Origin of the sequence: Pedobacter endophyticus, from assembly GCF_015679185.1 — a bacterium.
Lineage (GTDB): Bacteria > Bacteroidota > Bacteroidia > Sphingobacteriales > Sphingobacteriaceae > Pedobacter > Pedobacter endophyticus.
Genome location: NZ_CP064939.1, coordinates 1,751,925 through 1,770,510 on the forward strand (window position 1 = coordinate 1,751,925; position 18,586 = coordinate 1,770,510).

Genomic DNA, 18,586 nt, shown 5'->3' on the forward strand with positions numbered 1-18,586 from the left:
AATTGTTGAATTGGCTAATTGGTTATTGCGAATTGCCTATCGCTAATTGATTATTGCTAATTGGATATTGTTAATTGATTATTGCTAATTGGCTATCGCGAACTGCTAACCGTAAATTGCAAACTGTAAACTGCTAACCGCAAACTGCTAACTGCTAACTGCTAACTGCCTATTTCGAATCCTCTCCTTCGATTATTTCTTCAATCTTTTTTGGTTGTAAACGACTCTTAATCGCAGCCCATATCGCTGGTACGAACGTTACCGTAGCGATGGTTAAGATCACGATTTCGAAGTTATTCTTGATGATCGGAATGTTGCCCAACAACCAGCCTCCAACTAACAAAGAGAAAATCCAGGCAAGCCCGCCTAAAACATTATAATATGTAAAACGGCCAAATGGCATTTTAGCAATACCTGCAACAAATGGCGCAATTGTTCTGAAAATTGGCAAAAATCTGCTTAGCATAATGGCTTTGCCACCATGTTTTTCGAAAAACTCGTGAGATTGATGATAATACTTAAGCTTCAATATCTTGTTATCTTCTTTAAATACGCCCGAGCCCAGCACCGTACCCAGTTTATAATTGAGCGTGTTGCCTGTAATAGCGGCTACAACTAAAATAAAAAGCATTAACCAGATATTCAAGCCCGTGTTTCCGCCTGCAATTAAAGCGCCAGCAGCAAACAACAAAGAATCACCTGGTAAAAACGGCGTAACAACGAAGCCCGTCTCAGCAAAAATAATCAAGAATAAAATGAGGTAAGTCCAAGTTTGGTAATCGCGAATGATTTCGGCTAAATGAACATCTATGTGGGCAATAAAATCCCAGAGTTGCTGTAGTATTTCCAATTTTTCTGATTTTATGCAAAAGTAGGTATATCTGTTGGATTAATTAGTGATTCTTCGGAACAATTAATTGTTTGCTACGAGGCGCTCTTTCAGCTTGCCCCGGCTCGTTCCCTCGATGATTACGGTATACACTTTTCCCTTTGCGAGACCTTTATATGAGATGGAATCGACAACGCCAACAGAATCGACAAGGTTTAAAAAAATCGTTGCCGCGTTAGTGTCAACGTCACTGATTTTAAGGTATTCTGTAAATTTCCCACGGCCGATAGTTTCCTTATAGTTGCCACCTCTATCGGTTATCATTACGTCAGACCCCAAGGTATAGCCCATATTAATGAACTTAATTTGAGCCATGTTTGCGTTTGGCCTTACCAAATCCTCATAAACAATCAATTGCGGTTTTGTGGTAGGTAAATTATCTGCCTTTGTATAAAAAATAGAATAATTTTTGCCCAGACCAAAGTTATAATCTACAGCACTGTTCGAAACCCCTGTTATGCTGTTTCTGGCATCAACGGAGTAATCACGATCGGCAACCACCACAAAATAAGCCGAATTTGCGCCCGTTGATAATGCGCTTTGACCGGTTGCACCTGCAAACAAACCGTTGTTGAAGAAGAAATTTCTTGCGGTATCAGATATCACAGTATTGAAGATCCGTACTTTTGCATCGCCGATGATAGTCCCATCATTCTTGATACATGAACTAACGATCAGAATGAAGAAAGATAAAATAAATATTTTGGTAAATATCTTTGGGTTCTTCATACAAAAACTAAAATGTTAAAACGTAAAGATAGCATAAAGCGTATTAAAGAAGTGGGTTTTAGCAAAGAAGTCAAGTTGTAAAAACTTGACTTCTCCAATTTCATCATTTTTGATCTTAAAAACAGCTTAATAGCTATTATTTAGCATTACCGGCATCACCAACATCAGCACATCTTCATTTTCATCATTGGTTTGAGGAATCAAAAGTCCTGCACGGTTTGGCGTAGACAGCTCTAAAGTCACTTCATCGCCGCTTAAATTAGTTAGCATTTCGATCAAAAAGCGTGCGTTGAAGCCAATTTCCAGGTCTTCACCATCGTATTGGCAGCTCAAACGCTCATGCGCCTCATTAGCGAAATCTAAATCCTCAGAAGAAATATTGAGTTCACTTCCGCTGATTTTTAATCTAACCTGATGCGTGGTTTTGTTCGCAAAAATTACTACACGACGTAACGTATTTAAAAACAAACCTCTATCGATAATCAACTTATTTGGATTATTTTGAGGAATTACCGCTTCATAATCAGGGTAGCGTTCATCTATTAAACGACATACCAAATTGATATTTTCAAACTTAAAAAATGCGCTTGTTGCATTGTAATCGACCGAAACATTGATATCAGTTGATGGTAAAGCCGCTTTTAAAAGCGTTAAAGCCTTTTTAGGTAGAATAAATGAAGTGGCCTTATCAGCTTTGCTATCCATTCGGCGGTAACGCACCAACTTGTGGGCATCTGTAGCTACAAAAGTAATGTGTTGTGGAGATAACTGGCAAAATACGCCCGTCATTGCTGGTCGCAACTCATCGTTACTTACCGCAAAAATGGTTTTCGTAATCGCCTCAGTTAAAACCGACGCTGGCAAGTTTACTGAAGATGCATTTTCAACAACTGGAATCTTTGGAAAATCGTCTCCGTTTTCGCCACTTAATTTATATTTTCCGTCTCCGGCACTAATTTCGATTGCAAATGTAGAATCATCTATATTAAACGCTATCGGCTGATCGGGTAAGGTTTTAAGTGTATCTAACAAAATTTTTGATGGAACAGCCACTTTGCCTTCTTCCTTTGATTCTACCGCCAGCGCAGTAGTCATGCTCGTTTGTAAATCGGTAGCAGAAATCGTTAGGTTTCCCTCCTTAATCTCAAAAAGAAAATTTTCTAGTATAGGTAAAACCGTACTGCTGCTAGAGGCACCATTTACGGTTTGTAAATGTTTTAATAAGGTTGATGTGGATACAATAAATCTCATGATGTTATTTAGTCTTCTTCAAAAATATAAAAATTATTTAGCGTACTTGTATTTGCGGTAATAATGTTGAAAAATTGCGAAGAATATTAACAATAACAATGGCGCTGCAATATTTATCAGCTGCCATTTGTTTTTTTCCAGCTTTATCTTCGCCTTATCCAACAGTCTAATCTTCACTTCCTTGTTTCGCAGGGCGATCAGATTATCATCATCCGTAAAGTAATCTATAATATTTAACAAAAGCGCTTTATTTCCAAAGGTTTGTTGCGTGTAGCGATCAAAACCCAAAGGATAGGGTAAGCCATCTTTTTCAGCAACCTGATTCTTAAAGATATCGCCATCGCCGATCACGATCATTTTTGCAGGTTTGCTGCTGCCGGCGTTGGTGAAGGGTGCACTAATCCCCTCGGGCAGAGGTCGCCCGGCAAATACCGACGGAAAACTTCCCTCAAGCATCAGGCCAACATGTTGAGGCACGCTTTGAAACGCCCGGGGATCGAGCTGATCGGCAACCATTTGCAAGCTGAACATTTTCGGGGTGTTAAAAACCTTATTAAACGGCGAAGTGGTCAAAATGTAAGACTTCGTCACTCCCCTGGCCCCAATGGTATCAACTGTGCTCGGAAACTCCGATTTTACGCCATCAAGCTTCTTTACAACGCTATGAACGGTGTCGGGCAACAAAATCGGGTAATAAATCCAGGGTACCAGCTGCATTTGATTTGCACCGCCTACCAAGCCCGTTGATACGGGAATTTCGGCTGAGTTGGCCGGGTCTGCTATAATGTTATAATTAATGCGTGCACCATACATAAAAAGCATGTCGTCCAAATTCAGGCTTTTGTTAGTGGCCAGCTCGCCTCCCCCATTTCTCAGGCTGTCGAGCTCTGCCGTAACCTGATCGATACTCCACAGTACCCTGCCACCGTTCATTACAAAATAGTTGATTTTGTATTTTTCGGTTTCAGTAAAAGGATTTTGCGGTTTTGCAATAACCATTACATTGAGTTTATCTAACCCAGCTTTGTCAATCGTTCCCAAATCTACACGACCAACCTCGTAACTTGCCGAAAGCGTGCGTATGGCATCGTCCAGCTGTAAATCGTTAAGCTCTCCATTGGTTTCCGTAAAGCCGATCCGGGCGTTCCTTCCTGTTAATACTTTTTTTAGGCTCGAGGTAAAAACGTACTCCAAATTCTCGATAGAGCGATTGATGTTGTCCTCATAACTGCCCCTGGTATCTAAATTTTGAAAAAGCCTGACAGGAAATTCGTTTCCATTACTTTCGAGCATCGCCATCGGAAAAACGAGTTTTTGTGTTAACCCGGCCTCTGTTTTTACACTGAGGTTTGTGGCCTCAATGCCTCTTTCGTACAAGTTATCAATTACCGTTTTCTGGTCAGCAACGGTTAAGCCCGCTAATGGATCGACGAAAGATATTTTCACTTCAGTGTTTGCATAAGCCTTATAATCCGAAAGCAGGTCGCTAACGGCAGCTTGCAGGCGCTTAAAAGCAGGCGGCAACTCTCCGTTTAAGAAAACAGTAATTGTAATCGGCTGATGATTGGTTTGAAGTAAACGTGTTGTTTTCTCGCTCAGGGTGAAGCGCCTATCTTCAGTAAAATCGAACCGATGAAAAAAAAATTGACTGATGATATTAATCCCCACTACGGCGATTAGGGCGACAGCTAAACTGATCCATTTTTTCTTATTCCGCATTACTTCTTGCCTCCTATTACCAGATTTGTAAAAATTAAAAAGAGAAAAGAAAAAGTGATAAAATAAATTAGATCTCTGGTATCTAAAACGCCCCGGCTAATTGAGGTGTAATGTTGATTAATACCCAAATTGGCCACTGATGCCTGCACGGACGATAAGCCGCCGATTTGGCTTGAATAATCGAAGCCCAAAAAAGCAAAAGCACACAAGCCAGCGCAAATAACAAATGCAATTACCTGATTTTGAGTTAATGAAGACGAAAAAATACCAATCGCGGTAAAGGAAGCGCCCAATAAAAAAAGCCCGATATAAGAGCCAATTACCGCTCCGGAATCTATATTTCCTTGAGGAAAACCCAATTGCGAAATTGAATAATAGTAGACAAGTGTAGGAAGTAAGGCAAAAAGCACCAGGGTTAAACTTGCAAAGTACTTGGCGAAAATAATTTGCCACAAACCAATTGGGCGGGTAATCAAAAGCTCGAATGTTCCTTCACGTCTTTCTTCAGCAAAGGAGCGCATGGTGATTGCGGGAATCAGGAACATAAAAAGATAAGGAACCAAACTGAAGAAACCCGCAAGCTCGGCGTAACCATAATCCAGAATGGAGGTATCGGGGAAAAACCAAAGCAGTAAGCCAGATACCAATAAGAAAATGCCGATGGTAATATAGGCAACCATCGAACTTAGGAAACTAAATAATTCGCGTTTGAAAACTGCGTACATGTACTTTTAAAATGTCGAAGTTAGCTATTTAATTCGAGCAAATTAAACTTAAAACATCAAAAAACCAGATTCGTAAAATTTGTAATTAACAAAAAAGTCGTGATCAAAATCACGACTTTTAAATCAGTTTCTGTTGATTTTAGCGGGAAAAACCGGGGCCTGCCAAAAATACTTTGTGCTTAATTTTGCAACCATCACTTTCCGAACGCTTACTAAGATCGTTCAACCCAGTGCAGAATGCTAAGGCCATTGCCTAATCGAATACTCTTTTAAGTACAATGCAACAGCAGCCCTTTGCACTTATTTTAACAATTGGTGCTTAAACCAGCAAAAAAAAGGGGACTGACAAAATTGCCAACCCCCTTAAGAGCAGTTAAAATTAACTATCTTCTACCGCCTCCAAAAAAGGCTCCTATTTTAAATCCCAGGTAATTATACTTGATATTATCATCTTTACCAGCGAAGTTATACTCGATGGCTGCACGGAAGTGGCCCAATTCTGCACCCACTCTTGGAGCAAAGCCAAATTTTGTACTTGATGCAACAGTATTGGTTTGCAAGCTGCTGTTATCGCTGCTGAAGCTAGCACCAGCAACACTGTAAATACCCACACCTAAACCGGCAAATGGTCTTACTTTATTAGTATTGAACATGTAGTCGGCGGTTGCTAAATATGAACCTGTTGATTTAATATCGCCAGCATAAGACACACCGTCTTTTTCGATTGAATAAGCAGTTAAAGCCCATTCCATTCTCAAACCTAGTGTGAGTTGATCGCTCATCGAATATTTTGGCTCTACTGCAAATAAAATACCAGCTTTGCTTCCTGAACCTGAAGGAGCAGCATAACCTAGCGCTACGTCCACTTTGAATGCTTTAAATGTTTCAGATTGTGCTTTTGCCTTAAAAGCAGAAAACGAAACGAGTAAAAGTAGAGTAGCGATTTTTAGACTTTTCATGTTTGTTTGAGTTTTGGTTTTGTTATTAATTTACACTTGCCTAGACAAAGCCGATGCCAATAGAACAAAACCAGAACAGATCGCCTAAAAAATTAGTTATCCATTTGATAATCAAGTTGAAAATTTTTATCCATTTTAAGAATAAAAAATTTGTAACTCAGCTGTTAAACAAATAATTATGGATTTATTTCTACAAAATATTTGTGCGCTCCACACTTTGGGGAAAATAAGCCACACAACCAAAGATTGTAAATCGGGTTAATTGAAATTGAAGAGATAAGCGAATCGGATACCTAAAAACCCTTTGGTATTTGATGACTGTGAGAGTACCACAACCTGATCGTTTTTCCCTGTCCACCCCTCATACCTGATACCCAGATCCAATCGGTTCTTGCCCGATATTTTAAATACGTTGCCAAAGCCCGGCGCCCACACCAAAAGTGTTTTTTGTCCATCGTTTAATGGAAAACCAGCACCGATTTGCCCTTCGGCATAAAAACTCTCACTCAATTGGTATTTCAACCCTGCCTTTACAGGGAGATAAGTAAAGTCTTTAACATTTTGCAGGTAATTGTGCTTACCGAAAAAGTTCATAAAGCCGCCATGAAGCGTTAAGGCAAAATTGGCTGATACGGGCACATCAATTTTCAGCGACGCACCTAACCCAACTCCAGATACATTGGCGAAGTTTCCAGATGGTAAACCCAGTTCTGGCCCAATGCCAATGTTGGGAGCATGCTGAGCCATACTGCTTACAAAGAAAGATACAAGGCAAAAAGTTGAGACCAAAAGTTTAAACATAAATTACGCCGTAAGTTTTCTAAAAATTTCTTCCAATGAGTTTTCGTTGTGGGCCTGTTTTATGCCCTCAAGCGTATTGTTTGCCACAATTTTGCCTTTATTGATTATGATAATATCATCACAAATGGCTTCAACCTCTTGCATGATGTGCGTTGAAATTACAACGGTTTTGTTTCTACCCAGCGCTTTAATCAACGCCCTGATATCCACCAGTTGGTTTGGGTCGAGGCCCGAGGTGGGCTCATCAAGAATCAGTACTTCGGGGTTGTGAATAATGGCCTGTGCCAACCCTACACGTTGCCGATAGCCCTTTGAAAGTGTACCAATCTTTTTATGTTGCTCGGGCGTTAAACCTACCATTTCAATTACCGCTGCAACGCGGTGCGAAAGGTTTTTTAATTTATAGGTGCTGCCAACAAAGTTGAGGAACTCTTTAACATACATTTCAGAATACAGGGGCGTATTTTCGGGCAGGTAACCAATGTGTTTTTTCGCCTCAATGCCTTCCGTTAAGATATTTTTATCAGCAATTTTGGCAATGCCTGATGTTGGCTCAAGGTACCCGGTAAGCATGCGCATGGTAGTCGATTTTCCCGCCCCATTTGGGCCCAGAAAACCCAAAATACGACCCGGCCGGGCATCAAAACTAATCGAATCAACAGCCTTTTGCTTATCGTAGTGTTTAGAAAGGTTTTTTACTGAAATACTCACAATCAAATATGCGATTATTTCGGACATAAAAAAAGGATACATCTGCTGATGTACCCTTTTCTGGCGTCTCTAACCCTCAAGTTAGTTAAAATCCTTTTCAACTTTTTTGGCGGTTGCCCTGCCTGGAAGATAGATCTGGAAACCTACACCTAGGTTTAGGTTATGTGCATATGCACTGCTACCAAATCCCACTACACCTTCGTACTTTAACAAGGTTTCTAAACCAACATTTCTGGTGATAAAGTAAGTAAAGCCTGGGCCAAAGCTAAAGCCCAATCCGTTAGTAGATCCGCCACCAGATAAGTTTCTGCCCGAAACCCCTACTGTTGCTTCTCCGAAAAAACGAGTATGGTTGGCCAATTCATTTGCTCCTTTAGCGCCATAGTAACGACCAAGGGCACCAATACCATAATTAATGGTTGTACCAAGGCCCTTACCTGCTGTTTCTACGCCGAAAGAAACATCACCACCCAGTGCCAAACCATCCTGAATAAACCAGGCCGCTTTTGGGTTAAGGGCAAAACTGAAGGCGTTCGGCTTATCTAAGGCAAAATTAATGTCTGAGATGTTCGCTCCTATCATCACATCGCCCTTAGATATTTGGGCATTTGCTGAAAGGGTAATTACTGAAGCCGTAAAAAGTGTAAACAATAGTTTTTTCATAATGAAATGTTTTAGGTAAATATTTATTTTAGAAGATCTATATAAAACAACAATTGCGCCAGAAATGTTACAATTGAAATAAAAACGTAAACAGCCGATCGAATACTAGTTTACAGTTAGCGCACACCACGTCAATAAAAACGATTATCCAGCCGCCATTTTATCCACAAAAAGTATACTACGAGAAGAAAATTGATAGTAAGCAAACGAGCACATTGCACCAAGTGCAGGTATTTACTGCTTAATTGATGTATGGTGAACTCAGCTTTTTGTTATACCTGAATTTATTGAGTTGTTCGGCTGCTTGTTCGATATTATCACCCGATAAGATGTCGGCACCATTATTTACTAAATGATAATACAAATTTCTGGCTGGACTGGCCATGGCGCTCTTGTCGATGTTACCCATTGTGCCCAAAATAGTCGTTATCCCTTTATCGTGAAGAAATTTATACAATTCCTTGTCCGGAGCAGCTACCCCGACAAAAGCTACAATTCTATTGTTTGGAATTCCCAGATCATTTAATCTTTTTAATTCAGCCTTTTTTTGAACTGAGGCCGAGATCATTAAATCGGGCGCTAACTGATGAACCTCTTGTGCCTGATTTGCGGTATAAGTGATGATGATGGAATTACTTTCGACCTTATACTGGCGCACCTTTTCTATTACTTTAGCATAAGAAACTCCTTTTTTTAAATCGATGGTCAAAAGCACCTTTCCTTTGCTCCAGCTTAAAACGCTATCTAACGTCGGGATTTTAAAACCGGTCTCCTTGCCTTCATTGTCCTTCAAATTAAAAGCATTTAACTCATTATAGGTATAATCGCTCACTGCACCCTTACCTGTTGATGTTCTATCCAGTTTATCATCGTGCATAATTACCATTACCGAATCTTTGCTGTAAGCGATATCAAATTCGATAACCATTGGATTATACGTGGTTGCATTTTCGAATGTTTCTATGCAGTTTTCGGGAAAGCCGGGCATTGGTCCGCCCCTATGTGCACTAATTAAAGGGAAACGATTCTCGGGCGTCCATTTCAGGAACTGATGTAACTCATCAACCTTATTAAACCTAATGTAATGATGCATTTTATTTTCCAGCTTGCACGAAACAAGAATTGTTATTGAGGCAAGAGAAAGCAAATAATGGAATTTCATGGTTCAAAAGTAGGAAAAAATGGAAGATAGAAGCGGTAAAACGTTCCAGAGGTTAAGTGGTTAATTGTTCAAATCGGTTAATTGCCTAAGCTACTGTCTCAAATATCATTTACAGTTCTATAGTTTAACAATTAACCAAACTAGGCAAATCCGTTCTTAATGGCAAAAACAGCCAATCCAACCCTGGTTTTTAGCTCGAGTTTTTCGCAAAGGTTATCTCGATAGCTTTCTACTGTTCGGGGGCTGCAAAACATCTTATCGGCTATTTCCTTGTAATTTAACTCTGTAACCGTGTATTTAAGAAATTCCCTTTCTCTTTCCGAAATTTTAATCTCGGGTTCTTTGGATTTATTGAGGCTCGAAAACAGAATTTTAGATGCCCAATCTGGGTAAAAGAAACCATTGATCGTTAGTTTGGTTAATGCGCTTTCCAATTCTACTGGGTGAGCGTTCTTTAATAAATACCCCATGGCCCCATTGCTTACCATTTTGATTACGCTTTTTTCCTCGCCTTGCATGCTTAGTGCCATTACCTTAATTTCTGGGTGATGTTCTTTTAACCAACATACGGTTTCGAAACCATTCATAACGGGCATACTAATATCCAACAGAACTATATTGGGAATTTGATGGGGCGACTGAAGTTTTTCGATAAGCTCCTTACCATTTTCACACACATAAATTACCTCAAAGTTTGCAAAATTACTAATTATGGTTTGAAGTGCATTCGCTATCAAAATATGATCATCAACAACAACAATAGTATTTTTCATATTTGGTTATCTAAAATAATGGTCAGTTTTGTTCCAAAATTTGGCCTGCTCTCCAGCATAAATTGCCCGCCGATTATCTCGGTTCTTTTTTTCATGTTCGCCAGCCCAATACCGTCAGATTTGATGTTTGCATATTCGAATCCCAACCCATCATCCTCAAGTGTTAAGGTTAAGTAAACCTCGGGCGATGAAGTAAGCTTAATATTAATGTTACGGCAATCGGCATGTTTTAAGCTGTTTTGGAGAAACTCTTGTGTTATCCTTAACAATACGTTTTTCTTAACAAACTCCAGATCAAAACTTTCTTTATCGTAATTAAAAGTGACGGCACATTTTTTCAGCGCATTAACATTGTTTACTTCTTCTTGTATTAAAGTTACAATTTCATTTTCACTTATGTTATCGTTGGTGAGGTTTTTTGATAAACTCCTCAAGTCTTCTAATGATGAATTGATGATTTGACAGATTTGTTCTATCCTATCGCTCACCTGCGGAACTTTTTGCTCATAAACCAATTGTTGGGCGTAAAGGCTTGCCAGTGTAAGCTTTTGTCCAATATTATCGTGCAAATCCCGCCCCAATTGTTGCATGGTTATTTGCTGTATTTCGAGCTGAGTGGTTAACAGCTCTTTCTGATGAATTTCGTTGGTAACCTTAATCTCGTTTTGGTATTCCCTTTTCCGTAGCCTGTATTTTTTTATGTAGACCATTATTGCGGCAACAAACAGCACAAAAAACAAGTTGAAAAGAATAATCGTGATTAAGAGCTCGGTCTTCCCCATATAAATGAAATTGAAAAGAGAACGTACATTGCAATACCAGAAAGGAGAAAGTAATCGAAATAAATGTTCCAGATCTGCATGTATTGTAACAACTGATAGTAGAATGTCCAAAAAGGCAATGTGCCGATATAAAACAGTGTTACGCCCAAATTAATGTAAAACATCCTGTTTCTGTCAAAATTAACAATATCGGCAGATGTAATTTGCTTATAATATTCCATCACCACAAGGATCATTAAAATGAGGCTTCCGAAGGTATAATTAAACGAAAAGATAATCTTATTTTCCCTAAAATAAAATTCGCTTGGAATAAATGAGACTAAGTACAGCAAGGAACAGATGACGAATAAACCCCTCTTTTTCAACGATTTAAAAGCATATAGCCAGTAAAAAAAGAGGAACTGCAAAGGAATCACGAAGTAATTGTAAAAATGGGCCTTCGAAAAGCCGATCCAGTTCCATCCGTATTTGGCCAAAAGCTCGCAGGTAAACACAAGCACCAGATAACAAGAAAAATATCCCCAAAAGTTTTTAACAGCTCCCTTGAGGTAGAAAAAGAGAGCTATTATTGCGGCCAACCCTTCTACCCATAAAAGGGCATCGCTTAAAAAAACCTGAGAACTGGACATTTCTCGATAACCATTAATAGGATTGTTGATCTATTTGTGCTGGGGGTATAAGCTGTCCGTGGTTTTGCGCCATTACCTCACGCGACTGATCTTCATTCGAGGTCATTGCCATCATTTGAATTGGCTGGTCAAGATTGCGCTCGTTCCTGGTGTAGGTAGAACTATCTAATGGATTAAAATCATAGTCGAGGAAATTCCCGTTGGCATTCTTTATTTTTAAGGTGGGAATCATAACAAGGGTATGTTTCTCAGCATAGTTCTTGCCAATCAATTTTTCGCTCTCCAGGTTTTTCAATTGCTCCTCTTTTGGATAAGCGGCATAATAAAATCGAATACCCAAGGCACTTTCAGTAATACGCGGATTTACTTTTTTAGTGTAAAACTCAATATCGGCAATAAAGTTCTTTAAGGTTTTTAAACAAAAAGAGACCGATTGTGCATCTTCGATGCCCAGTACCTTGCTAATTGCGCTTAAATGATTACTACGATAATTGGCTACCATTTGCCGAATTACCGCAGCATCCATGGTTTTTGGGGGCCGCTTGCTTTCATTCTTATTTAACGAGTTAAGCAAGCGCTGCGCAAGATAATAGGCCAGCACTCCACACAAAAACACTAAAAGATAGATTAGAAAATGTTGCATTTCCATAGTTTGTCAGATTTAATTAAAGATAAGTATTTTTCAAATGTGATAAAACTTTCCTCGAAACAAGACAGGGTTTTCCCCATTTTTTAATGTTGTTTCTACTGTGTGAAGTTATGTGCCTACCACCATTGGTTTTTAGTGGTTTAACTGCTGTTTTTGTACTCAAACTATTAGAATTTTGGATGTATTAATCGTTAAGAAAAACCAAAAGGAAACGGCCGAAAATCCTTGAACGAGTAGGCATTATTTATTTAAACTAAAAACCATGTCAAAAACCTTAGAAAAACAAGAAAAACCAGAGTACACAGGAAGATATCTTGTACTCTTGCCTGAAGGCTCAAACACTTCAGATGCCATTAGCCAAATTAGTTCGATAAGCGGGCTAAGCTTAAAAAGCTCATTGGAATTCGAAAACGAATTCTTTACCGACCAAGACCTTTCAAAGACGGATGGAATAGTACTCGACAAATTGGGAATTGCCATTGTGAACGAAAAACCAAAAATGGAAAATGCAATTGCTGGCTTTGGAGAGAACGAAATGATTGTAGAAAAAGAAAGGGTGGTGTATGCCATCGGGATGGTGGATGAAAGTACCCAGAATTATGTAGAGGGCTACAGAGATGCGATTAACCACATGACGAGTGCCTTGGTAGGCCCGGAGCTAGAAGAATTTGATTATGAAGATCAACAGGCAGAGGTTGAATCTGTTGGGGCAACCTGGGGATTAAAAGCGACTAATGTGGTGCCTACCAGCATTTTAAGATACAATCCTTATAACGGAACGGGAATTAAGGTTGCTATTTTAGATACTGGCTTGGACTGTAACCATCCAGATTTTGCCGATCGCGATATTACACATAAAAGTTTTATTTCGGGAGAAAGTACCCAAGATGGGCATGGCCACGGCACCCATTGTACCGGCACAGCGTGTGGCCCCCTAAGTTCGCCAGCTGCTGCCGAAAGGTATGGCATCGCCTACGCCGCAAAAATCTTTATTGGCAAGGTGCTAAACAATGGTGGCTCGGGTGGCGATGGTGGCATTTTGGCCGGCATTAACTGGGCAATTGCAAACCGTTGCGAGGTGGTGAGCATGTCGTTAAGGGGCTTGCATAATGGTACCGGCTATTCAGCTGTTTTCGAAACTGCAGCAGCAAGAGCCTTGGCACAGGGAACCTTAATTATTGCGGCGGCAGGCAACGATTCTTCCCGACCTGGAACTGTACGACAAGTAATGCACCCGGCAAATTGCCCATCTATAATGGCCGTGGGCGCCATAGATGTAAACATGCGTATAGCCAGTTTCTCTAATGGAGGCCTTTACCCCACTTATGGTGCCGTAGATATTGCTGCGCCTGGCGTAAATGTTTATTCCTCTACTAAACTGCCAACCAAATATGCCAGCTGGAACGGAACAAGTATGGCAACGCCACATGTTGCGGGCATTGCGGCCCTGTGGGCGCAGGCATCGGGACTTAGGGGCATTAATTTGTGGAAGAAATTAACTTCGACAGCTAAGGCCCTATCCTTACCAGCAAGAGATGTGGGCGCCGGATTGGTACAAGCGCCTGCAAAAAACAGGTTTGGGCCATTTGAAGGATTTCCGATCTTGAGAAATCCAAAATTCCCGATTGACCCTATTACTCCCATTGAAAAATAAGACAATGAAAAAGAAATGGTTAATATCTGTAAAGGATGATGCGATGGACAAGGTTGCCGATGCACTTCAAAAAATGGGTGCCCTAAATATAGAAAGGCTCGATTCGATAGGTGTAATCATGATCATGCCTGAAAATCAGGATATTGCAGATGTAAGGAAAATCGATGGGGTATCAAATGTTGATGAAGAAAATGATGTAAGCATTTAAGCCTCCTATTTAATATTATCCATCTCTAAATTCTACCTCTAAGTAAACGGTGTTGCTAAAATTTAGCTTCACCGTTTTTGTGCTATGTAAATCACCTGATTGCTTTGTGCTTCGGTTTTCCTGCTTTTACACCAAGGTTTTTGTTTTCAGTTATCTGCTAGCTTTGGTCTTTTATCCCCACCCAACCTCCCCAAAGGGGAGGGGTTAGCAATAGGCTAGTATTTCCCTTTGACCTTTCGACTTTGGTCTTTCCGCTCTGGTCTTTTCCCAAAGGGATGCCTTTGGCACAGCTTCAGCTTTATGCTTAAAAACCCTCTGCCTTACACCTTTTAACCCACTACCTTTTTCCTTTAAACCCTCCACCTTTTTACTATCTTTGCTTCCATTATGGCTCAAAAAAATAACGACGAACAATTTAAAAATGTAATATCACACGCTAAGGAATACGGTTTTGTATTTCAAAGCAGCGAAATATATGACGGCCTGAGTGCCGTTTACGATTACGGCCAATTGGGTGCCGAGTTAAAGAATAACATTAAAACCTATTGGTGGAAAGCCATGGTACAAATGCACGAAAATATTGTTGGCATCGATGCCGCAATTTTTATGCACCCAAAGGTTTGGAAAGCAAGTGGCCATGTTGATGGCTTTAACGATCCCATGATCGATAATAAGGACTCGAACAAGCGTTATCGTGCCGATCAGTTATTGGAAAATAAAATTGATGAATTGTATTCTGAGCTTGCAAATTTCAGTGATGAAAATAAAAGTAAATTTCAAGAGTTTCAGCAAGAAATTTTAGGCTTGAGTGATGAGGGGCAGGCAAGCTGGGTGCCAAGCTTTAAGGATGAAACCTCGATTTTAGATCAGGCCAAATATCCTTTTATCGACGAAGCCAGCTGGCGATTTGTAAAAAAGGGCCTTGCACTGGAAGTTGAAATGAACCTGGCACTTAAATCGGAGAATTTGGCTCAGCTGAAAGATTTAATTGTTGATTACAAAGTGATTTGCCCGATCTCCAAAACTTCCAATTGGACAGATGTACGCCAGTTTAACCTGATGTTTAGCACGCAATTTGGTGCCATGGCCGAAGGTAGCGACGAGGTGTATCTACGCCCGGAAACAGCACAAGGTATTTTCGTAAACTTTTTAAACGTACAAAAGTCGGGCAGGATGAAAATTCCTTTCGGTATTGCACAAATAGGAAAAGCATTTAGAAACGAAGTAATTGCTCGTCAGTTCATTATGCGGATGCGCGAATTTGAACAAATGGAAATGCAATTCTTTGTGCGCCCCGGTGAAGACAAAAAATGGTTTGAGTACTGGAAAGAGGCTCGCCTGAAATGGCACCAGGCGCTTGGAACAAATCCCGAAAAATACCGTTACCACGACCACGTTAAATTAGCACATTATGCTAACGCAGCAACCGATATTGAGTTTGAGTTTCCATTCGGGTTTAAGGAAGTTGAAGGTATTCATAGCCGCACCGACTTCGATTTGAAGCAGCATCAAGAATATTCTGGCAAGAAAATGCAATATTTTGATAACGACTTGAACGAAGAAGGCAAACCTTATGGAAATTATGTTCCATATGTTATTGAAACGTCAATCGGATTGGATCGGATGTTTTTACTTACCTTAATTAATGCGTTGGAAGAGCAAGACCTGAGCACCGACGAGAAACAAGACAGCCGCACGCTATTGCGCCTGCACCCTGCTTTGGCTCCATATAAAGTTGCGGTTTTTCCGTTGACCAAAAAAGATGGTTTGCCAGAGAAAGCCCGCGAGATTATGGATACGCTGAAATTCGATTTCAACTGTATTTATGAGGAGAAAGACGCCATTGGTAAGCGCTATCGCCGTCAGGATGCGGTTGGAACACCTTTCTGCATTACGGTAGATCACCAAAGTTTAGAAGATAATACCGTTACCATCCGCCACCGCGATAGCATGGAACAGGAACGTGTTGCAATGGCCGATTTAAGCACTATCGTAGGCAAAGCGGTAAGCTGGAAAACACTTTTGGCATAGAAAACGCCATGTTTTAAAATTTAAAATCCATAGTTTGATTTTATAAAATTGAGTCGCGGGTTTTGACCCGCGACTTTTTACGTTAAAGAGATGAGCTTAGCCGATCATTACAATCATTTGTACACTGCCTCCGTCACGAAAATTGCCGCGGGGGATTACGAAATTGATTCGATGATCGATGACAAAACGGACAATCGTTTCGGCATTACGCTCGTTATCAGACCGGACCAGGCGACAAAAAACAAGATTCAAAACTTCCTCGCAGCGGTGAAGCAAATCGAGCCAGATCAGTATTACTATCAAAATTCGGATCTGCACATCACCGTAATGTCGATCATTTCTTGTTATGATGGCTTCTCGCTTCGCGATATCGATGTAGAAGCGTACATTACGCTGATCAGGAAGATTTTATCGCCGCACAAAAAATTCAGCATCCATTTTAAAGGGCTTACTGCTTCTCCATCGTGCATTTTAACGCAGGGTTTTGCAGGCGAGTTTTTAAATTCTATCAGAAATGACATCCGAAGCGGCTTTAAGGATTCGAAGTTACAGCAGAGTTTAGATAAACGCTACACCATCCAAACGGCGCACTCCACCATAATGCGGTTCAAAGCGCCTTTAAAAAACCCCGATAGGCTTCTACAGCTTATTGCGCAATACCGCGATTTCGATTTCGGCACTTTCAAGGTTAATGCCATCCAATTGGTTTATAACGATTGGTATCAGAGAGACCAATTTGTAAAAAAACTTTTTGAGTTTGAGCTGAGTTAATTTATCAATCGTTTGAAACTCGCCAGAAAAGCAATTGGGATAATTTTGCCCATTTAAAATTCAAAATTGCGGCAGGTTTAAATAACTTTATTGAAGTAAAACTAACCAAATGCTCAAATCTATCCTTACCTGTATCATTTTGGCAGCGTCAACGCTACTTTCTGCACAGCAAAGCAAGCCGAAGTTTAATATTATTGCTTTTTATACCGCAAAAAATGATCAGGCGCACATCAGTTTCGTGCATGAGGCCAACCAGTGGTTTTCTAAAATTGCCAAAAAATACCGTTTCAGCTACGATTCGACCGCCAATTGGGATAATCTCAATGCCAAATTCCTTGCGAAGTACCAGGTGGTTATATTTTTAGATACGCGGCCAGAAAAACCCGAACAGCGGGCCGCATTCCAAACCCATATCGAAAACGGCGGCGCATGGATGGGATTCCATTTTTCGGCTTTTGCATTAGCCAAATCAGCTTATGATACGAACTGGGATTGGTACCACAACACTTTTTTGGGATCGGGAGCATATGCAAGCAACACCTGGCGACCCACTTCGGCTATACTAAGGGTAGAGAACGGGAAACACCCGATCACAAAAAAGCTTCCTCAAACATTTAAGGCACAGCCGAACGAGTGGTATCGGTGGCAAAACGATCTGAGAAAAAATCCCGACATCAATATCTTATTGTCTATTGATTCGACAAGTTTTCCACTCGGAACCGGACCAAAGCAGCACGAAATATGGACCAGCGGATATTATCCTGTAGTTTGGAGCAATAAAAATTTCAAAATGGTGTATATCAACATGGGGCACAACGATATTGACTACGAGCATAAATACGGCGATACGGAAAAAACCCTCTCTCAAACGTTTGGAAACAAAATACAGAACCAGATGATTTTAAATTGCTTAATGTGGCTGGGCTCGGGAAAGCAAACCAAATAACTTTTGCGTCATAAAAAAGAAGTAAGCGCTTGCGATTTCGTTTTTGAACGGCTACAACATTATATTTGCTTACCATCAAAGCAAAATAGAAATGAAAATTCCTGAAAAGTTCTTTGCCCGCCGACACGAGATTGCTGCCGATTATTTAAAGGAACTGGATAAACATCTGGACGATATTGTATCGGGCCGGGCAACGGAAATGTTCGAAGTCAGAGATTTTGCCGAGCTGATTCATGTTCACCCTACGCACCTCAGCAACACCATTAAGGCCGCAACAGGCCACTCTCCATGCTTCTTTTTCGAAGAGCGCTTAATGGAAATCTCGAAATCGATGCTGCAAAACGTAAGCACGCCCATTGCAGAAATTGCCCGAACGTTAACTTACGATCCTTCTAACTTTACCAAGTTTTTTAAGCACTTTTCCGGCCAAACGCCAAAGCAGTATCGCGAAGCTTATTTCAAATCGCTGACCGAAAAAAAGGAAATCTTCACCATATAAAACTTAAACTGTCACCATTATAACTTAACTACTCA

The 18,586-nt window shown here is 40.3% G+C and carries 20 protein-coding genes; 6 read left to right on the forward strand and 14 right to left on the reverse strand.

What is annotated here, in order from left to right; genetic code table 11:
- Positions 1-169: 169 nt before the first annotated feature.
- From IZT61_RS06950 to IZT61_RS07015, 14 genes are all read right to left on the reverse strand, one after another.
- On the reverse strand, positions 170-850 hold the full coding sequence (locus IZT61_RS06950) for a DedA family protein (protein ID WP_196100442.1): 681 nt from the start codon (positions 848-850) through the stop codon (positions 170-172).
- A 63-nt stretch (positions 851-913) separates the two neighbouring features.
- Positions 914-1,618, reverse strand: coding sequence for a DUF4397 domain-containing protein (locus IZT61_RS06955; RefSeq protein WP_196100443.1), 705 nt, complete (start codon positions 1,616-1,618; stop codon positions 914-916).
- 126 nt (positions 1,619-1,744) lie between these two features.
- Positions 1,745-2,869, reverse strand: a complete 1,125-nt coding sequence (dnaN, locus tag IZT61_RS06960) for a DNA polymerase III subunit beta (RefSeq protein WP_196100444.1) — start codon at positions 2,867-2,869, stop codon at positions 1,745-1,747.
- 33 nt (positions 2,870-2,902) lie between these two features.
- Positions 2,903-4,588: a gliding motility-associated ABC transporter substrate-binding protein GldG gene (gldG, locus tag IZT61_RS06965; protein ID WP_196100445.1), complete on the reverse strand. Its 1,686-nt coding sequence runs from the start codon at positions 4,586-4,588 to the stop codon at positions 2,903-2,905.
- Positions 4,588-5,313 (reverse strand): gliding motility-associated ABC transporter permease subunit GldF, encoded by a 726-nt coding sequence (gene gldF / locus IZT61_RS06970; RefSeq protein WP_196100446.1) that lies wholly within the window; start codon positions 5,311-5,313, stop codon positions 4,588-4,590. Before gldF ends, gldG begins: the two co-directional genes overlap by 1 nt.
- A 383-nt stretch (positions 5,314-5,696) precedes the next feature.
- Entirely contained in the window at positions 5,697-6,272 is a 576-nt protein-coding gene (locus IZT61_RS06975) for an outer membrane beta-barrel protein (RefSeq protein ID WP_196100447.1), read from the reverse strand.
- A 258-nt stretch (positions 6,273-6,530) separates the two neighbouring features.
- Entirely contained in the window at positions 6,531-7,019 is a 489-nt protein-coding gene (locus tag IZT61_RS06980) for a hypothetical protein (protein WP_230383890.1), read from the reverse strand.
- A 57-nt stretch (positions 7,020-7,076) separates the two neighbouring features.
- Complete coding sequence (locus IZT61_RS06985) at positions 7,077-7,784, reverse strand: ATP-binding cassette domain-containing protein (protein WP_196101243.1); 708 nt, start codon at positions 7,782-7,784, stop codon at positions 7,077-7,079.
- Between the two features lie 81 nt (positions 7,785-7,865).
- Positions 7,866-8,447: a porin family protein gene (locus IZT61_RS06990; protein WP_196100449.1), complete on the reverse strand. Its 582-nt coding sequence runs from the start codon at positions 8,445-8,447 to the stop codon at positions 7,866-7,868.
- Between the two features lie 241 nt (positions 8,448-8,688).
- Positions 8,689-9,609, reverse strand: coding sequence for a glycerophosphodiester phosphodiesterase family protein (locus tag IZT61_RS06995; protein ID WP_196100450.1), 921 nt, complete (start codon positions 9,607-9,609; stop codon positions 8,689-8,691).
- Between the two features lie 140 nt (positions 9,610-9,749).
- Positions 9,750-10,382 (reverse strand): response regulator, encoded by a 633-nt coding sequence (locus IZT61_RS07000; RefSeq protein WP_196100451.1) that lies wholly within the window; start codon positions 10,380-10,382, stop codon positions 9,750-9,752.
- Positions 10,379-11,164 carry a sensor histidine kinase gene (locus IZT61_RS07005; RefSeq protein ID WP_196100452.1) on the reverse strand — a complete coding sequence of 262 codons (786 nt, stop codon included), beginning with the start codon at positions 11,162-11,164 and terminating at the stop codon, positions 10,379-10,381. The genes IZT61_RS07000 and IZT61_RS07005 overlap by 4 nt, the downstream gene beginning before the upstream one ends.
- Positions 11,143-11,793, reverse strand: a complete 651-nt coding sequence (locus IZT61_RS07010) for a hypothetical protein (RefSeq protein WP_196100453.1) — start codon at positions 11,791-11,793, stop codon at positions 11,143-11,145. Before IZT61_RS07010 ends, IZT61_RS07005 begins: the two co-directional genes overlap by 22 nt.
- A gap of 13 nt (positions 11,794-11,806) precedes the next feature.
- On the reverse strand, positions 11,807-12,442 hold the full coding sequence (locus IZT61_RS07015) for a hypothetical protein (protein ID WP_196100454.1): 636 nt from the start codon (positions 12,440-12,442) through the stop codon (positions 11,807-11,809).
- Between the two features lie 262 nt (positions 12,443-12,704).
- Here IZT61_RS07015 and IZT61_RS07020 point away from each other — a divergent pair, with 262 nt between their 5' ends.
- The 6 genes from IZT61_RS07020 (at position 12,705) to IZT61_RS07045 (ending at position 18,551) form a co-directional block, all read left to right on the forward strand.
- Positions 12,705-14,096 carry a S8 family peptidase gene (locus IZT61_RS07020; protein WP_196100455.1) on the forward strand — a complete coding sequence of 464 codons (1,392 nt, stop codon included), beginning with the start codon at positions 12,705-12,707 and terminating at the stop codon, positions 14,094-14,096.
- A 4-nt stretch (positions 14,097-14,100) separates the two neighbouring features.
- Positions 14,101-14,304, forward strand: coding sequence for a hypothetical protein (locus IZT61_RS07025; protein ID WP_196100456.1), 204 nt, complete (start codon positions 14,101-14,103; stop codon positions 14,302-14,304).
- 387 nt (positions 14,305-14,691) lie between these two features.
- Positions 14,692-16,335 (forward strand): glycine--tRNA ligase, encoded by a 1,644-nt coding sequence (locus tag IZT61_RS07030; RefSeq protein ID WP_196100457.1) that lies wholly within the window; start codon positions 14,692-14,694, stop codon positions 16,333-16,335.
- Between the two features lie 90 nt (positions 16,336-16,425).
- Complete coding sequence (locus IZT61_RS07035; RefSeq protein WP_196100458.1) at positions 16,426-17,106, forward strand: 2'-5' RNA ligase family protein; 681 nt, start codon at positions 16,426-16,428, stop codon at positions 17,104-17,106.
- A 109-nt stretch (positions 17,107-17,215) separates the two neighbouring features.
- A complete protein-coding gene (locus IZT61_RS07040; protein ID WP_196100459.1) occupies positions 17,216-18,052 on the forward strand; it encodes a ThuA domain-containing protein in 837 nt (278 codons plus the stop codon).
- A gap of 91 nt (positions 18,053-18,143) precedes the next feature.
- Positions 18,144-18,551, forward strand: coding sequence for a helix-turn-helix transcriptional regulator (locus IZT61_RS07045; RefSeq protein WP_196100460.1), 408 nt, complete (start codon positions 18,144-18,146; stop codon positions 18,549-18,551).
- Positions 18,552-18,586 lie beyond the last annotated feature (35 nt).

Coding starts and splice junctions, on each gene's coding strand:
- IZT61_RS06955 (WP_196100443.1), bottom strand. CDS start 1,618: ATGAAGAACCCAAAGATATTTACCAAAATATTTATTTTATCTTTCTTC.
- dnaN (WP_196100444.1), bottom strand. CDS start 2,869: ATGAGATTTATTGTATCCACATCAACCTTATTAAAACATTTACAAACC.
- gldG (WP_196100445.1), bottom strand. CDS start 4,588: ATGCGGAATAAGAAAAAATGGATCAGTTTAGCTGTCGCCCTAATCGCC.
- gldF (WP_196100446.1), bottom strand. CDS start 5,313: ATGTACGCAGTTTTCAAACGCGAATTATTTAGTTTCCTAAGTTCGATG.
- IZT61_RS06975 (WP_196100447.1), bottom strand. CDS start 6,272: ATGAAAAGTCTAAAAATCGCTACTCTACTTTTACTCGTTTCGTTTTCT.
- IZT61_RS06980 (WP_230383890.1), bottom strand. CDS start 7,019: ATGGCTCAGCATGCTCCCAACATTGGCATTGGGCCAGAACTGGGTTTA.
- IZT61_RS06990 (WP_196100449.1), bottom strand. CDS start 8,447: ATGAAAAAACTATTGTTTACACTTTTTACGGCTTCAGTAATTACCCTT.
- IZT61_RS06995 (WP_196100450.1), bottom strand. CDS start 9,609: ATGAAATTCCATTATTTGCTTTCTCTTGCCTCAATAACAATTCTTGTT.
- IZT61_RS07000 (WP_196100451.1), bottom strand. CDS start 10,382: ATGAAAAATACTATTGTTGTTGTTGATGATCATATTTTGATAGCGAAT.
- IZT61_RS07005 (WP_196100452.1), bottom strand. CDS start 11,164: ATGGGGAAGACCGAGCTCTTAATCACGATTATTCTTTTCAACTTGTTT.
- IZT61_RS07010 (WP_196100453.1), bottom strand. CDS start 11,793: ATGTCCAGTTCTCAGGTTTTTTTAAGCGATGCCCTTTTATGGGTAGAA.
- IZT61_RS07015 (WP_196100454.1), bottom strand. CDS start 12,442: ATGGAAATGCAACATTTTCTAATCTATCTTTTAGTGTTTTTGTGTGGA.
- IZT61_RS07020 (WP_196100455.1), top strand. CDS start 12,705: ATGTCAAAAACCTTAGAAAAACAAGAAAAACCAGAGTACACAGGAAGA.
- IZT61_RS07025 (WP_196100456.1), top strand. CDS start 14,101: ATGAAAAAGAAATGGTTAATATCTGTAAAGGATGATGCGATGGACAAG.
- IZT61_RS07030 (WP_196100457.1), top strand. CDS start 14,692: ATGGCTCAAAAAAATAACGACGAACAATTTAAAAATGTAATATCACAC.
- IZT61_RS07035 (WP_196100458.1), top strand. CDS start 16,426: ATGAGCTTAGCCGATCATTACAATCATTTGTACACTGCCTCCGTCACG.
- IZT61_RS07040 (WP_196100459.1), top strand. CDS start 17,216: ATGCTCAAATCTATCCTTACCTGTATCATTTTGGCAGCGTCAACGCTA.
- IZT61_RS07045 (WP_196100460.1), top strand. CDS start 18,144: ATGAAAATTCCTGAAAAGTTCTTTGCCCGCCGACACGAGATTGCTGCC.